Source organism: Paraburkholderia sp. GAS41 (genome assembly GCF_050436545.1).
Classification (GTDB): domain Bacteria; phylum Pseudomonadota; class Gammaproteobacteria; order Burkholderiales; family Burkholderiaceae; genus Paraburkholderia.
Map to the genome: position 1 here is coordinate 176,374 of NZ_JBNDMK010000002.1, position 16,609 is coordinate 192,982.

Below are 16,609 nucleotides of genomic sequence, written 5' to 3' on the forward strand. Positions count from 1 at the left end.
AGCCTACCGGCCAGATCTGCCACTTCGGCCATGCGTAAAAGATGCACGTGCTCGATGCTCTATACTTTCGCTGCCGCCAAAATACCAGTGATGGGGTGCGAGAGCCTGATTCATCCTCCGGACGCGCAGAACCCTGTCTAAGGAAGACGAATCATGACTGAACACGAAGCTGGTACTCAACCAGCACCCGAAGCACTCGACAGCGATCAACTGATCGACGGCATTCTTGAGAAAGCCGTGCAGGTCGCCCAGCGAAACGTCGAACAGTTTGCCAAGCTTGCCGCTTTGGCACGGGCCATCGAGCAATGCAATTCGTCGCCGGCCACGCGCGCGAAGCTGCTCTTCACGTTCGACGAAATTGCCAGTCATGCTGAAGCGGACGCGAAACTCGACGCAGACCTGTTCGAGGGTTTGCGAAATGGGCAAGTCCTGAAACAGGAATTACGTCGCGAACGTCAGCAACGTACTGAGTCGTTTCCTGATCTGGCGATGGTCGCGCCTTCCACCACGACGAAGCACTGACCCGCCTCGCAGAAGCGGGCCCATGCGCGGCAGCAGCAGCCGCCGCGTTGCTTACATCGCCTTCTTGAAGGGCGCGCCAGAATGCTCGCGCAACTCATTGAACACGATCTTCGGCCACGCCTTCTGCGCAACTTCAATCTCGGAAATATGCGAAGCCAGATAAGTGGGCGCGTTCGATGCATCGAACGCAATCCGCGCCGAATAGGCATCGGTAAAGCGGCGTAACTCGGCGGCGTCATCACACGTCACCCACCGCGACATCCGATAGCGCGCCGAGGCCATGCGCACGTCCACCTTGTACTCCGTGGACAGGCGGTGCGAGACCACTTCGAACTGCAGTTGCCCAACCGCGCCGAGAATCATCAGGCCGCCGACCACCGGCCGGAACACCTGAATCGCGCCTTCTTCGCCGAGCTGCTTGAGCGCTTCGCCCAGTTGCTTGGCGCGCATCGGGTCCACCACTTCGACCGTCTGGAAGATTTCTGGCGCGAAGAACGGCAGACCGACGAATTGCAGCGTCTCGCCTTCGGTCAGCGTATCGCCGAGGCTGAGCGTGCCGTGATTCGGAATACCGATGATGTCGCCCGGATACGCTTCGCTGACCGTCTCACGCCGCTGCGACAGGAATGTCACCACGTTGTTGGCGCGAAACGTCTTGTTGGAACGCGTCACCTTCAATGCCATGCCGCGCTCGAAATGCCCCGAACACACGCGGATAAACGCCACGCGGTCGCGGTGCGCCAGATCCATGTTCGCCTGCACCTTGAACACGACACCGGTGAACTTGGGCTCATCCGGCTCGACGGCTCGCTGTACCGCCATGCGCGCCGACGGCGGAGGCGCCAGATCGACCAGCGCGTCGAGAATTTCCTTCACGCCGAAGTTGTTGATCGCGGAGCCGAACAGCACCGGCGATTGCTGGCCGGCCAGGAACTGCTCGCGATCGAAATCGGGCGACGCGCCGGTAATCAGGTCGATCTCTTCTTTCGCCTTGACCCAGCTATGGCCAAAGCGGCGTTCGCCTTCTTCGTTGCTCAGCGCGTGCAGCGTTTCGACCTCGCCACCCGCCTTATCCTGACCGGCGCGGAACAAGCGGACCTGGTCGTGCTGGAGATCGTAGACGCCCTGGAATTCCTTGCCCATGCCGATCGGCCAGGTGAACGGCACCGCCGCCACGCCCAGATGCTGCTCGATTTCGTCGAGCAGTTCGAGCGGCTCACGCACTTCGCGGTCGAGCTTGTTGATGAAGGTGACGATCGGCGTCTTACGGCTGCGGCACACTTCGAGGAGCTTCAGCGTCTGGGCTTCGACACCGTTGGCACCGTCGATCACCATCACGGCCGCGTCGACCGCGGTCAGCACACGATAGGTGTCTTCCGAGAAGTCCTCGTGGCCCGGCGTGTCGAGCAGGTTGATGACGGCATCTCCATACTCGAACTGCATCACCGAACTGGCGACGGAAATACCGCGCTGCTTTTCGATCTCCATCCAGTCCGAGGTCGCATAGCGGTTGCTCTTGCGGCCCTTCACGGTACCGGCGATCTGGATCGCGCCCGAAAACAGCAGCAGCTTTTCAGTCAGCGTGGTCTTGCCCGCGTCCGGGTGGGAAATGACCGCGAACGTGCGGCGGCGTTTGAGTTCAGAGACTGACATCGGGTCTGGCGGTCACAGAGAAAGGTTCGGGCGGTCTTCAGAAGCTTGTGGCCTCTGCTCTGCCACGTCTGGCGCGGCGGCGTCGAGCTGCGGGAGTTGGGTTTCGGGCCCGCTTCACCATGGCAAACCCGCCGCGTCGTAGCCTTGCTACGCACGAGCGTTCGAAAATCCGGGAAATGCCGGCGCAGAACAGCGCAGGGAACGAATGATACACGTCATGGCGTCGAGCGTATTGAAATGCGGAAGACGGGGCGGATGCGGAGGATCGCTAGCAAGGCCGGATCGACGCGCTTCATCGGACGTATCGCCCCGCGTCTGCACGCCGCTTACCGCACCCCGATGCGTGACGATCGGGTCGCCAATCCCCCGGACTGTGCCGGACGGTGAGGATTTTTCCCGGGGCGCCGGGCGGCCCGTGAGGCCACCTGTCGAGACGCCATTCGGGCGCTATTCGTAGGACATGGTGAAAGTCGCAAGCCCCTTCACGATCCCGTTGTTGATCGGGCCGGTGCGGACGTAGCTTGCAGTCAGCGGAATGGTGTTTGCACCCGCCGTCATTCTTCCTGCAAACCATGTCTGAGCTTGTCCATTCGCGGCGAAATCAGGACCAAAGGCCAAAACGGTCGGCCCGGACGAAATCTGGAAACCAACGCCTTCCGCCGTTGATTCCGGCGAGGGACTCAATACCGTCGAAGTATTGCCGGGATTGACGGCATCGGACAGTGCCAGATAAGCGTTAGCGGCGGCGGCACACTTTATACCGATAGAAAAATGGGTATCGCCGAACGTCGAGCCGACGCTTGGCAAGCTAGCCATTACCGCGTGCGGCAACGCCACTGGAATGGCTGTCGTAATGACGCTGCAGGTGTTGACCGTAACGATGCTGCCAGCCTGCACCGGTTGAATCTTCGTAATCGTATCAAAACAGGTTCCTGAAAAGGTCACGCTGATTGATGGAATGGTTTCCAGCGTGCCGCCTGTGACGGGGCCGACGACAACGAGTTCGACTTTAACGAAATAACCTGAGGTGTTGCTGTATGCGTTAAAAGTGTCGCTGTAAGGAACCGAGGTATAGCCCCCACCCCACCTATTGGTTACGGAATAGCGAACGCCGAGACCCGGCACATTTGTCAGGAAAATATTGGAGTAATCCGGTACCGCAGGACCGTTGACGATGACTGACTCGTTGATCGGACAACTGGTTGTCGACGCATATACACCCCGATTTACACTGACACTTTGTAAAACTGTCCCCACGGCCGGATCGTTCGGCACCGCAATATTCGGAGAAAGCATTATGGCTGAAAGCACGGGTTGCCCCGAAGCGAGGCGGACATATTCGGCATGCGCCACTGTCGCTGAACTCAAAGTCGCAACAATCAATATAATCATCACTGATACTGCTTTTCCAGCTGCCGCGAGTGATCGCATAACTAGTCCGGCATGGCAGCCATATCTGTCACCACCCAAATAAATCATTTCGATATTTTCTATAAAATTTCGCCGATGCATGTCTTTCATGCCATTCGACACGCATGTCCTTGCCGTCTGGATCAGCCATGCATCTCGTCAAGCATGTTGACACTGGTCGCCTTGCTCACCCACCGTCGAACTCGAATACCAGAAGGTGAGGTCTTTCAAGGACCCGCCGCGTACCCGCCCGACCACCTGCCACCTGTCACGACACCATCCGTGCGCTATTGATACGACATGGTGAAAGTTGCAAGCCCTTTTAATGCCCCACCGCGTACCGTGCCGGTGCGGACGTAGCGAGCAGTCAGCGGAATTGTGTTCGCACCTGCTTTCATTTTTCCTGCAGACCAGGTCTGAGCTTGTCCGTTCGCAGCGGAATCAGGACCAAAGGCCAAGATGGTCGCCCCGGACGAAACCTGGACACCGACGCCTGTCGCCGTTGATCCTGGTGCAGGGCTCAATACCGTCGAAGTATTGCCGGGATTTGCGGAATCGGACAATGCCAGATAGGCGTTAGCAGCGACGGCACAATTTAGACCAATAGAAAAATTGGTATCGCCGAACGTCGAACCGACGCTTGGCAAGTTAGACCCCTTCGTGGGCGGCAACGATACCGAAAGGGTATTTGTAGTGACGCTGCAAGTGCTTGCTGTCACGGTGCTGCCAACCTGCACCGGTTGAACCTGCGTGATCGCATCGAAACAGGTTCCTGAAAAGGAAATGCTTATTGATGGAATCGTACTCAATGTACCGCCTGCGACGGGGCCGACAACAACGAGTTCAACTTTAATGTAATAACCCGAGTTGGAGCTACTTGCACTAAAAGTTTCTGCGTAAGGAACGGTGATAAAGCTGCCACCCCACCCCTTGGTTACGGAAAAACGAACACCGACCCCCGGAAGATTGGTTAGAAAGATATTGGTGTAACCAGGTACCACAGTTCCGTTGACGACGACTGACTCGTTAATGGGACAGGCGTTAGTCGATGCATATAGACCTTGAAGCGTATTAACATTTTGCAAAACTGTCCCCACCGTCGGATTATTTGATACATTAATATTCGCGGGAAGCGTTATTACCGGAAGTACGGGTGCCCCCGTACCGATTCGGACATATGCAGCATGCGCCACTGTTGCCGAACTCAAAGCAGCAATGATCAAAATAGCCATCCTCGATACTGCTTTCCCAGCCATCGCCAACGACCGCATAACTAATCCGACAGGGCGGCTATATTTTCTATCGTTCAAATAAATCATTTCTATGCTCTTTAAGAAATTAGGCCAATTCGCGCCGTTCATCGCATACGACATGCGCGCTTCTTGCCGTTCGGATTAGCGAATGCATCTTGTCAAGTACCGTGGCGATTAGTCAGTGCAATCACTGAGCGACCGTCCCTTCCGTCGAAACCGAATCCTGCGCTGTCAGTGTTGGCCGACCATTCGCCACACAATGGCTCTCGATCGACAGATAAGGCTGTGACGCCTTACCCGATGCTTTCGGCAACACATAATCAATGCGGCATTGTTCAGCCCCTGTCGAACCCCAATATACGAACAACGAACCCTGATCTTCCAGACCCCGCGCAAATATCTGACTGTCCTGCGCCACCACGCCAACGGTGCGCCCATTCCCATCCACGACATCTGCGCCAAACGGCAACGCCTTATTGCCAAGCTGCGGCGCATGAATCAATGCCGCACGCCCCGTCACCGTTTTGTACTTGAGCATCACCACCGAGCCGAGGCGCGGCACAGCCTGCTCTGAAGTCGATTCGAACTCGACATCGGTCGAGGTGCCCCTCGGATCGATATCCACCGTGTTCAGGCTATACGGACTCAGGTACGGGACCACGGCGTAACCGCGACCATCGACCTTAACGCCCGGCGAGCTCGACACGCTCGCGCCTTCCGCGCCCGGCGCCTCGACGATGCCGAAGGTATCGCCCACCGTCTGCGAGAACGTCACGCCGCCCGGATGCGCGACGATCGAGCCGCTAACACCCGCCGATACCTGGCTCGAATTCGAACCCACACTGGCCGACGTCGTCATCTGCGCGTACGGTGCGCGATACACGCCGCTCACGCCCGCGTTGGAAGCGCTGCCGCTGCCGGTGTTGTAGGTGCCATACGCGTTATACGAGTACTGATTGTTGTCACCCAGCGACCCGCTGAGATTAGCCTGCATATTCGCCGCGCCGCCCGTGCTGGACAGATTGGTCGAGAGCATCGGCGCATGCTGGCTGCGACCAAGCGGCAGTGTCGTGCTGAGCATGAACTGGTTCGACATGCTGCCGTCCGAGCCACGTGTGCGCCCCGCCGTGACGCTGTAGGTGCCGTATTTGAAACTGTCGGTATAGCCCGCCTGATAAAACGTGTCGACTCCACCACGATTCCAGTACTGCTGGGACGACGCACTCACGAACAGCGTGCCGTGATCCTTGATGTTCTGGTTTACAGTCAATTGCAGCCGGCTGCGCTGGCGATATAGCGAGTTGAGGTCGCCGCCGCGCATCGCCTGGTCGCGCATATTCGCCGCATCCGACAGATTCAGGAAGCCCGCTGTCGAATACCGGTATGCAGCAACCGAAATGTTGGTATCCGTCGGATCAATGAACTTGCTATAGCCAACCCGCAAGCTGGTGCCACGCATTGAGTCCTCGCCGGGGACCTGCGTCTGCGAGCCGGTCACGTCTGCTGAAAATGCGCCGTACTTCGTGTTGAGCGCGGCGCCGATATTAGCCGCCACATAGCCGTTGCCGACCACGCCGCCGCCATAACCCGTCACCGTATTCGTCAGGCCCCGCTGCAGGGTGAACTGCGCAAAATTGGGTTTCGTTTCGAGGAAACTGTCACGCAGCTGCCCTGCGGTAACTGAAAACCGCGTGGTACCCGGACGCAACGATTGAGCAACGGATGCATAGGGCACCGAGAATTTTTCCGTGCGACCGTCCGCTTCAGTCACGGTGACGTCGAGATTGCCGCCGTAGCCAGTGGCATACAGGTCCTTGATCTCGAACGGACCCGGCGAGACATTCGTTTCGTAGATGACCTGACCGTTTTGCCGAATCGTCACCCGTGCGTTTGACTGTGCTGTTCCACGCACCACCGGTGCGTAGCCGCGCAGCGATTCGGGCAGCATGCGGTCGTCGGTGGCGATCTGCACACCGCGGAATGCCACGCTGTCGAACACATCCCCCGTTGTGTTGGCGTCGCCCACGGTCACCTGCGACTTGAGTCTGGTCACATCGTGCTGGACGTAGGTCGCGATGTTGTCAAACTCCGTCCCTCGCCCGGTGCCCGAAGTGATCGACGACTGATGGCGAAAATGCCAGCCGCCGATGTTCACCCCTGCGTTGAGGCCCAGATAGCTCTGGGTCGAGTTGATGCCGGCACCGCTCGTGTGATACGTATTGGCGTCGTAGCTCACAAAGCCCGCATTCACACCCTGTTGCCACATTTCCGGTGGTACATAGCCACGCGCGGCTTCGCGCATGTATTTCTGCGGCACCGACAACGCAATCTTTTGCTCCTGGAAGTCAAATTCGACGCTCGCATCTGGCACGACGCTGACGACGTCGACGCATTCCCCCATATCGATGCTGGCATTGCTGCGCGCCTGGGCGTCTGTCACGCCATCTGCGACCTCATCGCTTGCGCTCCGATTCACCTTTGCGAAATCGACGCCGAGGCTCTCCAGTACCTTTCGGTTGAAGCACGGGCGCGCGCCCTCACCTTCGCTCCCCACCACGAAGCGCACATCCTGGCGCGCTACGCGGATGCCGTTCATCCACACGTCAACCGAGTACACCCCCGGCGAAATCACGTTGCCGCGCGCAAAACGCTCGACGTCGACGGGTTGGTTCGCGTCTGTACGAAGAAAGGTCGGATCGAACGAGACGGCCGCGTCGCCACGATCGGTTTCGGACGCCTGCACGACCTCGGACTGCACGCCACCCAGCACCGCGAAAACGGACATGGCGACGACCGTTAGCGGACTCAGGCAAAACGGGCTGGGCGAAGCACTGGCGCGAATTTGCGCCGAATGACTAGGTGAGGAGTTCATGATCTGGCGGGCTTAAAACGCCTACGACAGGCGTGCGTTGTCCCTGTGCGTTGCCTGTGCAACGCACGCCGTGCGGGAAAAAGATGGCAATAGGCGGAAGGCGTCCGCCCGACCGGCTAACGGCTTCGGTCTATTGACCGAGCGTCGCGTCGCCTTCCATGGCGCCGCCGTAATCGTTGATTGCCGTGTAGTGGACCTTCGCGCCTGCCGAGACTCCATTCATCTCTGCGACTGGAATGACTTCGGTCGCGTGTGGCGCAACCATGCCGCCCCTCTCGTTCTTGAAAGTACGGCCGCCGCTTTCGACACCCACTTCGCTAAACGACACGTAGTACGGCGTTGGATTCGATACGCTGACTGACTGGCCTTTTTTGTCGGGCGCAGCCACCACCGTCCAGTTCAATTGAGCAGGCGCTGCTTCCGGCGTGCCCGGCAGCTTGGGCGGGCGTACGAACACCTTGATGCGTGTGCGATACGCGAATTGCAGTGTGTTGGCGCCGGTCGTGTTGTCTGCCTTAGGAGGAATATCGAGTACATTGAGCCAGAACACAGACTCGCGATCCCGTGGGAGGGCATCGCCGGTGTAAATGACGCGCAGATTCTGCGACTTCTTCGCATCCATCCTAAAAATGGGCGGAGTCATGACAAAAGGCACCTTGATGTCGCCCGGCTTGGCGTCCGCGTGACCATCGTCGATCCAGACCTGAACCAATGAAGGCGCCGCACTGTCGTTATCCAGCTTGACCGTGACTTCGCGCTGATCGAGCGGATAGACCACGCGCGTCCCACCAACCGTCACGCTTGCTTCTACGCTGCCTGCCAGCAACGCACACGCGAAACCGATTCCTAGCGCAATTCGACCGAGCTTCATCACGTTCACCTCTTGAAAAATAATCCTGAAAATGGGGCGTTAAAAAGGCGTTCGCCTAAGCGAACGCCTTGGCTTGCCGCTTACTGGTATTGCATCGTGTATTGCACCGACGTGTTCACCGCGCCGGCGGTAGCCGCGCCCGTTGCGTAGTACTGGGAGAAATACTTCAGGCTAGCCGTGCCGCTGCTGATGTCCGCGCCGTTGTTGGTGATGTCGTTGTTGGCACCGGTCGTGATGTTGATCGGAAGCAGCGACGCATTCAGCAGACGCACCTGAACGTTCGCAGCGCCGCCCGAACCAGCCGCGGTCTGGTTGGCCAGATTGCCGGTCGTCTGGTCGACTGTTGGGCCGTTTTCGAAAGTGGCAACCGCCTTGGTGGCAGTACCCGTGCACCCGCTGACATTCAGCACCATCTGGGTCGGGCTGGACGTACCGGCAACGGAGCCTGCCGAAGCCAGGCTGCCTGCCGAAACCGTCGGCAGCGTGACCGCGAGGTTCGACGGCGTACCCGACGTCGAGCCATTGATGGAGCAGGTGGTATCGGTGATGGTACCGGTGAAGGTCATCGTGCCGTCAGCTGCGTGCGCGCCGAGCGATGCAAGACCCAATACGCCACCCGTTACAACGGCCAAGGCGGGGAAAAATGATTTCATGTTGTTGCTCCAATACATTAGAAAGTTCATTGCGAATGCAAATGGCGAATTCGCATTTAATACATTGCGCCGTCTGTCCCTGATCGCTCCAATGTTCATTACCGGAAAACACTGGCTTTGTTTCGAATCATTGGCTTATCGTTCAGGTGCAGATCAATGATATGGATTTACGAGTCTCAAGTATCTAAGACGATTCTTATTTGGGTAGGGTTTGTACTACGTTACATGTAGGATTGAGCGGAGGATCACCGCGCCAGCCCCAGCGTGGCTGGTGTCTGCTTGTGCGTGCAGCGGAAGCAGCCACTCACGCCGGTGTGCGACACACGGCAAAGCAATGGTATGCGCACTCAGATTATTTCGTTTTAAGACGGCAGGCCGTTTTCAGGCACCGAGATATTTAACTTATTTATTTTAAAATCTGCGATACCCGATCAATTGTCCATCGCAAATAATTCGCCTCCCGTTACGTCGGGTAGCACATCGATGGTGAAACGCACAACACCGATAAAGCAAAGAACGCCGCCGGTCTCTGGGCGGACGCCAATGCGAAAACGGCCGAACGATGATCGTTCGGCCGTTTCGCTTTACTGCAGAATGGATTGTCCAACTGTCAGCCCATCACGCGCCACTCGCCTCATTGAGCGTCAGATTCTTCGTTTCCGGCGCCCATGCAATCGACACCACCATGCCGATCAAAAGCACCACGGCTAGCACCATCATCGTGGCGTGAAAGCCGAGTTGCACGATGCCAAGCGGCAGCAGAAACGTTCCGACTGCCGAACCGAGCCGGCTACACGCAATGGCAAGGCCGACGCCGCACGCCCGCACTTCGGTCGGAAAACACTCCGGCGGAAATACGCCGACGAGATTCGAGAACGCCGACATCGTCAATGTGAAAATCGCAAAAGCGACGATCATTGCCACGCTCGCCGACGACGGCAGCAGACTCAACGCCACCAATGACAGGCACGTCACCGCGAACGATCCGATCAGGAACACACGACGCGGCAACTGAATGGTGAGCCAGATGCCGATCAACGCACCCAGGATGAGAAACCCGTTCAACAGGAAATCCGCGCTGGAGCCATTGTCCAGATGGATTGCCTTGAGAATGGTCGGCAGGAACGTGTAGACCGCAAAGTACGGAATCACGAGACATACGAAAAACGCGCAATTGAAGATTGTCCGGCGAATCAGGTCTTTCTTGAAGAGACGCGCGAAGCCGCCCGGCATTGTCGAGTGTTCGTCATGACCACCGTCGAGCGTGACATTGGGACCGAAGTGCTTCAGCACGACCGCCTTCGCCTCTGCAATACGACCCTTGCCGTGCAGCCAGCGCGGCGACTCCGGCGTGCCCATACGAAGCAGCAACACGATCAATGCCGGCACACCTGCCGATGCCAGCAGCCAGCGCCAGGCATCCGGCGACGCGTTCGCGTATTCCAGACCCAGGACATTCGCGACGACGTAGCCCACCGTCCACACCACGCTGAACGACCCGAGTAAAGTGCCACGATGCTTGCGAGGTGAAAATTCCGCCAGAATCGCGTGCCCGACCGCAAAGTCGCCACCCATCCCAAAGCCGATTAGCACGCGCAACGCACACAACTCAACCGGCGACTTGACATAGAACTGCGCAAACGCTGCAGCGGTGATGATAATGAAGCTCAACAGGAAGATCTTCTGACGCCCCATTTTGTCTGATAACCAGCCAAACACGAGACTGCCGAGGAAAATGCCCATCAGCGCGGAACTGCCGAGCATGCCCGTCCAGAACGCGTCGAGCGGCATCTGGCGATTCAGCGAAGCAAGCGCATAACCGATCGTGCCGAGCGCGTAGCCTTCAGTGAAGTGGGCGCCGAAGGTCAGACCGGCGATCTTGATGTGAAACGCGTTCAGTGGAACGTCGTCGAGGGGAATGGGGCCGTGCGCGGGTGCGGTGTTCGCTGCACGCGGCGCGACGGGGGCGAGGCCGAGGGTGGTTGCCTGGGTGTCCTGATTGCTCACGCTGTCTCCTTGCTTACTTGTCGAAGCAGCCGTGCGCAGCCAGCGTATTGCCGGATCGCGCACGGTACTGCATCGTCCGCTCCGCGCGTGCGCAGCGCGAAGCGGATCCTTGTTGCCGGTATTGCGATGACTAGCGTCCGAGGCCGCCCATCATCGTGTACTTCAGTTCCATGTACTCATCGAGGCCATACTTCGAACCTTCGCGGCCCAGACCCGATTCCTTCACGCCGCCAAACGGCGCCACTTCCGTGGAAAGGATGCCTTCGTTGACCGCCACCATGCCGCTTTCCAGCGCCTCGGACACGCGCCATGCGCGGCCGAGATCGCGCGTATAGAAATACGCGGACAAGCCGAACGGTGTGTCGTTCGCCGCAGCAATCGCCTCTTCCTCAGTCTTGAAGCGGAAGCATGCCGCGACCGGGCCGAAGGTCTCTTCGTCCGCGACCATCATCGACCGCGACGCGTCGGCCAGCACGGTCGGTTCGTAGAACGTACCGCCCAGCGAGTGACGCTTGCCGCCCGTCAGGGTTTTCGCGCCCTTCTGCAGTGCGTCTGCGACATGGGTTTCCACTTTCTTCAACGCTGCCGCGTTGATCAACGGTCCCTGCTCGGTATCGCCTTCAAGCGCGTTGCCGACACGCATCTTCTGCACGGCCTTCGTCAGTGCCTGAGTGAAAGCATCGTAGACGCCGTCCTGCACGTAGAAGCGGTTGACGCACACGCACGTCTGCCCCGTGTTGCGAAACTTCGAAGCCATTGCGCCTTGAACCGCAGCCTCGATATCCGCATCGTCGAACACGATGAACGGCGCGTTGCCGCCGAGTTCGAGCGAGAGCTTCTTGAGCGTGTCCGCGGATTGCTTGGCGAGCAGCTTGCCCACTCGCGTCGAACCCGTGAACGACAGCTTGCGGACCACCGACGATGCCGTCAGCACGCCGCCAATCGCCACTGCGTCGCCGGACACGATATTGAACACACCGGCCGGAATGCCGGCTTTTTCAGCGAGCACCGCCAGCGCGAACGCCGACAACGGCGTCTCTTCCGACGGCTTGAGCACCATGGTGCACCCTGCCGCGAGAGCCGGACCCGCCTTGCGCGTAATCATTGCCAGCGGAAAATTCCACGGCGTGATGGCAGCCACGACGCCAATCGGCTCGCGCGTCACGATGATCTTTGCCTTCGGATTCGGGCTCGGAATCACGTCGCCATAAGCGCGCTTCGCTTCTTCCGCGAACCATTCGAGGAAGCTCGCTGCGTACCCTACTTCGCCCTTCGCCTCGGCAAGCGGCTTGCCCTGCTCGCGCGACATCAACTCAGCCAATGCGTCACGGTTCTCGAGCATCAGCTCACCCCAGCGCTTCACCCGCGCACCGCGTTCTTTCGCGGTCAGGGCACGCCATGCTGGGAACGCGCGTTGAGCGGCCGCAATTGCTTGCTCTGTCTCCGCCGCGCCGCCCTTGGCGACATCGACGATCAACTCGCCCGTGGCAGGATTGAAGACCGCATACGTCTCGGCGCCTTGATGCCACTCGCCGTTGATGTAATGCCCACTACGGAGAAATTCACTCATGCTGCTTTACCCATGGTTTGGACAAACGCGCCTTGCGCCGGACGGGACTCGCGGGCGATGCGTTTGCCTGCCGTGTAATCGTTGATCAGATCGCACGGCGTGTAGTTACGTTCGAGCTCATAGAGTTCGTCGCTGGAGAGCTTCGTGTCGAGCGCTGCGAGCGCGCTATCGAATTGCGCCGGCGTATCTGCGCCGACCAGCATGCTCGAGACACCACCGTGATTCAGCACCCACGCCTGAGCGATCTGCGCCGGGGACACGCCACGCGCCGCCGCCACACGCGCCACCGACGCCGCAACCTCACGCGATGCTGCATCGCCGTACATTTGCGCGGTGAAGAAATCGGTCTGGTTGCGCGTCGAATTCGGATCGCTCGTCAGCAGGCCGCGTGCGAGCGGGCTGAACACGGAGACGCCAACGCCCTGATCTTCGCAGTACGGAATCATTTCGCGCTCTTCCTCACGATACGCGAGGTTCAGCTGCAACTGCATGTTGATCGGCTTGTGCCAGCCATTCAGTTCGCACACTTGCATGATCTTGGCGAACTGCCACGTGTACATGGTCGATACGCCGATATAACGAGCCTTGCCGGCGCGCACGATATCGTTCATCGCGCTCATGGTTTCTTCGACCGGCGTGTTCACGTCGAAGAAATGCAGCATGAAGATGTCGACGTAATCCATTCCCAGACGCGTGAGCGAGCCGTCGATGCCATCCATGATGTGCTTGCGCGAATGGCCGCCGGCGTTCTGGTAGCTGCCCATGTCGTAGCCGACCTTGGTCGTCACCACGATCTCTTCACGGCGTGCGATGCGCTTCAGGATTCGGCCCACCACTTCTTCGCCAACACCGGTCGAGTAGAAGTCAGCGAGGTCGATGAAGTTCACGCCCGCTTCCAGCGCGTGGCGCACGATCGGCTCGCTTTGCGCTTCGTCGAAAATCCACGGCTTCCAGTCGGGCGTGCCCATGTTCATCGTGCCGAGGCACAGACGCGAAACCTTCAGGCCGGATTGGCCGAGGCGAATGTATTCCATTGTGTTGTCTCCAATGTCGACGGGCGTTGGCGCTTCAGCGCGGACTTCCGCCCATGCAACCAGGTTGCGGGCCGCGACTGCGCTGCTCGAATGGCGCGCGAGCCGCTGCGTTTTGAGTGGACGCTTTTAGCGTTGCTTCGGCGTATAGAACGGGTTCGACACTTCGCGCGCGGCTGCGAACACTTCGTCGCGATGCGGCAGACCCTTCATTGCTGCGAGGATCGCGTTCTTGCACGCGCGGTAGTTGTTCTCGAACACGGCGTCGAGATCGTCGGTCTTCGGATTGACCCAGTTCGCCGACACGACGACCCAGTCGTTTTCCGCTTCCGGCGGCAGCGTGCCGTTTTCGAGCGATTCGGCGACTGCCTTGGCAATACCGGCTTGCGATGCACCCCACGTTGCGTTGCCGTGGAAGTCGCCGTCGATCTGCGCCTTGTTCACGTACAGCGTCAGCGGCTTGGTCGGAATGCCGGGACGGGCGATCACCACGAACGGTGCATGGCCGGTGGACGGTGTCGACAGCGCGGTGGCGAATGCCTGGCCTGCCGGGCCATTACGCGGGCCGACCAATACGTTGATGTGCGCGAGATTCACGCCCGGGCCTTCGAAGCCTTCACCAATAAACAACTGCTTTTCTGTCGATACGCTCATGTCTGTTCCCGTCAAGGGTTGGGGTGGATGAGCGGATTGTGCTATTCGAGATGGGCCACCATGAATCGATGTTTTTTGATCTAGGGTATGAGAGGGACTCAACTCCGGGTTTGTCCTGGGCACATCGACGCGTTTGCGCCAGTTTCGACGTTAAGGTGAGGGTTTTCGGGACCTGCGGGGAAATGCTCGAAAAGTCACGCGGAGGGCGGGAATGCGACGGCGCAGGTGGCGCGCAAGACGCTGATAGAAAATCGCGCAAACGCTTGCCAGGTAGGGATTCGCGGCTTCATCCATGGCACCTGGCGACAAGCACACCAAGGCGCCGTGTATCGACTCAACGGCTGCGACAGAAATCAAAGGTGAGAGTTTTCGGGACCAGCGCGGCGGTGCGCAAAGTCAACGCCGTCGCTTCACTCGTCGAACGGGCACGTCGCTCGGGAACGCGCTATCCAGTGCGTCACGCTCAATCCGTGATCAGGAAGCGTTCGCGATTTTTGCCTGCCAGCCAACCCGGCGAACGGCCGCGGCCACTCCAGGTCTCGCCGGTTTTCGGGTTGCGATATTTTGCCGGCAACGGCGTCTTCTTCGCTCCAACGCGCTTGCTGGCGAATCCCAGCTCCTCTGCGGTAATGCCGTATTCCACAATCTTCTGCTTGATATCGACAATCGCCTGCTCGATTTCTTTTTCACGCGCGACAGCGACTTCCTTGTGAAGCTTTTCGAGTTGCGCAGTCAATTGTTTGTATGTGGCCATATGGCGTGGTCTCCAGTCGGTTGGATAACTGCAGTGTGACCCTATCAGATCGAAAAGGCGCCGGATAGCACTCGTTCATCCGTTCCGCGCTTGATGGCCCGCGAAACGAGGCGTACGCTCAATCGTCGATGGCGTCATAAAGGCGGCGCTCGAAGTCGACCGGCATTGGAAAGGGTTCGATTGCCCGCCGCTGGATCAACATCAGACCAATCATGTTTTCCACGGGATCGGCAAGCCAACTGGTGCCGTACGCGCCCGGCCAGCCGAACGAACCGGTGGATCGATAGCCGAGCGGCAACTGTTGCGCTGGATCGTCGACAATCGACAAGCCGAGCCCGAAGCCCTGACCTGCCCACACGATATGCCCGAACGCCGGCACCCGGCGCTGATCGCGGCTGAGGAAATTGGAGCGCATCAGATCGACCGAGCGATGCGAGAGCAGACGCGTTTGCCCGACCCGCCCACGCCCAAGCAGCAAACGCGCGAACTGCAGATAGTCTTCTGCAGTCGACACCAATCCCCCGCCGCCGCCTTGAAAGCGCTTCGGATTGGCCCAGCGGCTCGTCGCGGGATGATCCTCGGCGACCCGCTGGCGTGTGCCCGGATCGATGCTGTACGCCGTCGCCAGACGCTGGAGTTGCGGCTCGGGCACCCAGAAAGCGGTATCGCGCATTCCCAGCGGTTCGAAGATGCGGGTGCGGAAGAATTCGCCCAGCGTCAGTCCGCTGACACGCTGGATCAGCACGCCGAGGATGTCGGTCGCTATACCGTAGTGCCAGCGCGTGCCCGGCTGAAACATCAGCGGTAACGTGCTGACGCGCGTGAGCCATGCATCAGGCGCGACCTGCGATTCGAAGCCGTTGAACACCGCCTCATAGGCCTCGGCAAGCGGGCCTGCGGCCGTAAAGTGATACGCGAAGCCAGCGCGGTGGGTGAGCAGGTCGAGCACCGTCGGCGGCGTGCGCGCCGCGTCGGTCTGATCGAGCGGTCCCGCTGGATCACGCAGCACACGCGGGGCAGCGAGTTCGGGCAGCCATTGGGCGATCGGTGCGTCGAGCGCAAGCAGGTCCTGTTCGATCAGCATCATGATCGCCGCGCTCGTGACCGGCTTGGTCATGGAGGCGATACGGAACAGCGTGTCGCGCTGCATCGGCAGTCGCTCGGCGTCGTCGCGCCAGCCCAGAGGCTCGAAATGCGCCGTCTCGCCATGCCGCCAGGCCAGCGTCACCACGCCAGACACCTCGCCGCGGTCCACATAGCCCTGCATGGCCTTCGTTAGTTGTGCAAGTCTTGCCGCGGAAAATCCTGCTGTCTGCATCGGTTGTCCTGAGTGCGCGTGAGCCTGCGTCGCTATGGTGG

General features: G+C 59.3%; 13 protein-coding genes. 1 reads left to right on the top strand and 12 read right to left on the bottom strand.

The window, feature by feature from the left end:
* Positions 1-153: 153 nt before the first annotated feature.
* Positions 154-522 (top strand): hypothetical protein, encoded by a 369-nt coding sequence (locus tag P3T43_RS03930; RefSeq protein WP_429279730.1) that lies wholly within the window; start codon positions 154-156, stop codon positions 520-522.
* A 51-nt stretch (positions 523-573) separates the two neighbouring features.
* On the opposite strand, the gene P3T43_RS03935 is transcribed toward P3T43_RS03930, so the two are convergent.
* From P3T43_RS03935 to P3T43_RS03990, 12 genes are all read right to left on the bottom strand, one after another.
* Complete coding sequence (locus P3T43_RS03935; RefSeq protein ID WP_429279731.1) at positions 574-2,175, bottom strand: peptide chain release factor 3; 1,602 nt, start codon at positions 2,173-2,175, stop codon at positions 574-576.
* A gap of 447 nt (positions 2,176-2,622) precedes the next feature.
* The gene (locus P3T43_RS03940) at positions 2,623-3,696 is read right to left on the bottom strand and encodes a fimbrial protein (RefSeq protein WP_429279732.1); all 1,074 of its coding nucleotides are present in this window, start codon (positions 3,694-3,696) and stop codon (positions 2,623-2,625) included.
* Between the two features lie 176 nt (positions 3,697-3,872).
* Positions 3,873-4,958: a fimbrial protein gene (locus P3T43_RS03945; protein ID WP_429279733.1), complete on the bottom strand. Its 1,086-nt coding sequence runs from the start codon at positions 4,956-4,958 to the stop codon at positions 3,873-3,875.
* Between the two features lie 67 nt (positions 4,959-5,025).
* Positions 5,026-7,623 (bottom strand): fimbria/pilus outer membrane usher protein, encoded by a 2,598-nt coding sequence (locus tag P3T43_RS03950; RefSeq protein WP_429279734.1) that lies wholly within the window; start codon positions 7,621-7,623, stop codon positions 5,026-5,028.
* Positions 7,624-7,840: 217 nt separating this feature from the next.
* Positions 7,841-8,581: a fimbrial biogenesis chaperone gene (locus tag P3T43_RS03955; protein WP_429279735.1), complete on the bottom strand. Its 741-nt coding sequence runs from the start codon at positions 8,579-8,581 to the stop codon at positions 7,841-7,843.
* Between the two features lie 80 nt (positions 8,582-8,661).
* Entirely contained in the window at positions 8,662-9,234 is a 573-nt protein-coding gene (locus P3T43_RS03960; protein WP_429279736.1) for a fimbrial protein, read from the bottom strand.
* 618 nt (positions 9,235-9,852) lie between these two features.
* Positions 9,853-11,241, bottom strand: coding sequence for an MFS transporter (locus tag P3T43_RS03965; RefSeq protein ID WP_429279737.1), 1,389 nt, complete (start codon positions 11,239-11,241; stop codon positions 9,853-9,855).
* 130 nt (positions 11,242-11,371) lie between these two features.
* Positions 11,372-12,811: an NAD-dependent succinate-semialdehyde dehydrogenase gene (locus P3T43_RS03970; protein ID WP_429279738.1), complete on the bottom strand. Its 1,440-nt coding sequence runs from the start codon at positions 12,809-12,811 to the stop codon at positions 11,372-11,374.
* The gene (locus tag P3T43_RS03975; protein WP_429279739.1) at positions 12,808-13,845 is read right to left on the bottom strand and encodes an aldo/keto reductase; all 1,038 of its coding nucleotides are present in this window, start codon (positions 13,843-13,845) and stop codon (positions 12,808-12,810) included. Before P3T43_RS03975 ends, P3T43_RS03970 begins: the two co-directional genes overlap by 4 nt.
* A gap of 126 nt (positions 13,846-13,971) precedes the next feature.
* Positions 13,972-14,496: a formaldehyde-activating enzyme gene (gene fae / locus P3T43_RS03980; protein ID WP_429279740.1), complete on the bottom strand. Its 525-nt coding sequence runs from the start codon at positions 14,494-14,496 to the stop codon at positions 13,972-13,974.
* A gap of 463 nt (positions 14,497-14,959) precedes the next feature.
* Entirely contained in the window at positions 14,960-15,250 is a 291-nt protein-coding gene (locus tag P3T43_RS03985) for an H-NS family nucleoid-associated regulatory protein (protein WP_429279741.1), read from the bottom strand.
* 118 nt (positions 15,251-15,368) lie between these two features.
* Positions 15,369-16,568: a serine hydrolase domain-containing protein gene (locus tag P3T43_RS03990; RefSeq protein WP_429279742.1), complete on the bottom strand. Its 1,200-nt coding sequence runs from the start codon at positions 16,566-16,568 to the stop codon at positions 15,369-15,371.
* Positions 16,569-16,609: the final 41 nt, after the last annotated feature.

Bases quoted from the DNA above. Each gene is read 5' to 3' on its own strand.
- P3T43_RS03990 (WP_429279742.1), bottom strand. From the start codon at position 16,568: ATGCAGACAGCAGGATTTTCCGCGGCAAGACTTGCACAACTAACGAAG.
- P3T43_RS03930 (WP_429279730.1), top strand. From the start codon at position 154: ATGACTGAACACGAAGCTGGTACTCAACCAGCACCCGAAGCACTCGAC.
- P3T43_RS03960 (WP_429279736.1), bottom strand. From the start codon at position 9,234: ATGAAATCATTTTTCCCCGCCTTGGCCGTTGTAACGGGTGGCGTATTG.
- fae (WP_429279740.1), bottom strand. From the start codon at position 14,496: ATGAGCGTATCGACAGAAAAGCAGTTGTTTATTGGTGAAGGCTTCGAA.
- P3T43_RS03950 (WP_429279734.1), bottom strand. From the start codon at position 7,623: ATGTCCGTTTTCGCGGTGCTGGGTGGCGTGCAGTCCGAGGTCGTGCAG.
- P3T43_RS03985 (WP_429279741.1), bottom strand. From the start codon at position 15,250: ATGGCCACATACAAACAATTGACTGCGCAACTCGAAAAGCTTCACAAG.
- P3T43_RS03970 (WP_429279738.1), bottom strand. From the start codon at position 12,811: ATGAGTGAATTTCTCCGTAGTGGGCATTACATCAACGGCGAGTGGCAT.
- P3T43_RS03945 (WP_429279733.1), bottom strand. From the start codon at position 4,958: ATGTCGTATGCGATGAACGGCGCGAATTGGCCTAATTTCTTAAAGAGC.
- P3T43_RS03955 (WP_429279735.1), bottom strand. From the start codon at position 8,581: ATGAAGCTCGGTCGAATTGCGCTAGGAATCGGTTTCGCGTGTGCGTTG.
- P3T43_RS03935 (WP_429279731.1), bottom strand. From the start codon at position 2,175: ATGTCAGTCTCTGAACTCAAACGCCGCCGCACGTTCGCGGTCATTTCC.
- P3T43_RS03940 (WP_429279732.1), bottom strand. From the start codon at position 3,696: ATGAAAGACATGCATCGGCGAAATTTTATAGAAAATATCGAAATGATT.
- P3T43_RS03975 (WP_429279739.1), bottom strand. From the start codon at position 13,845: ATGGAATACATTCGCCTCGGCCAATCCGGCCTGAAGGTTTCGCGTCTG.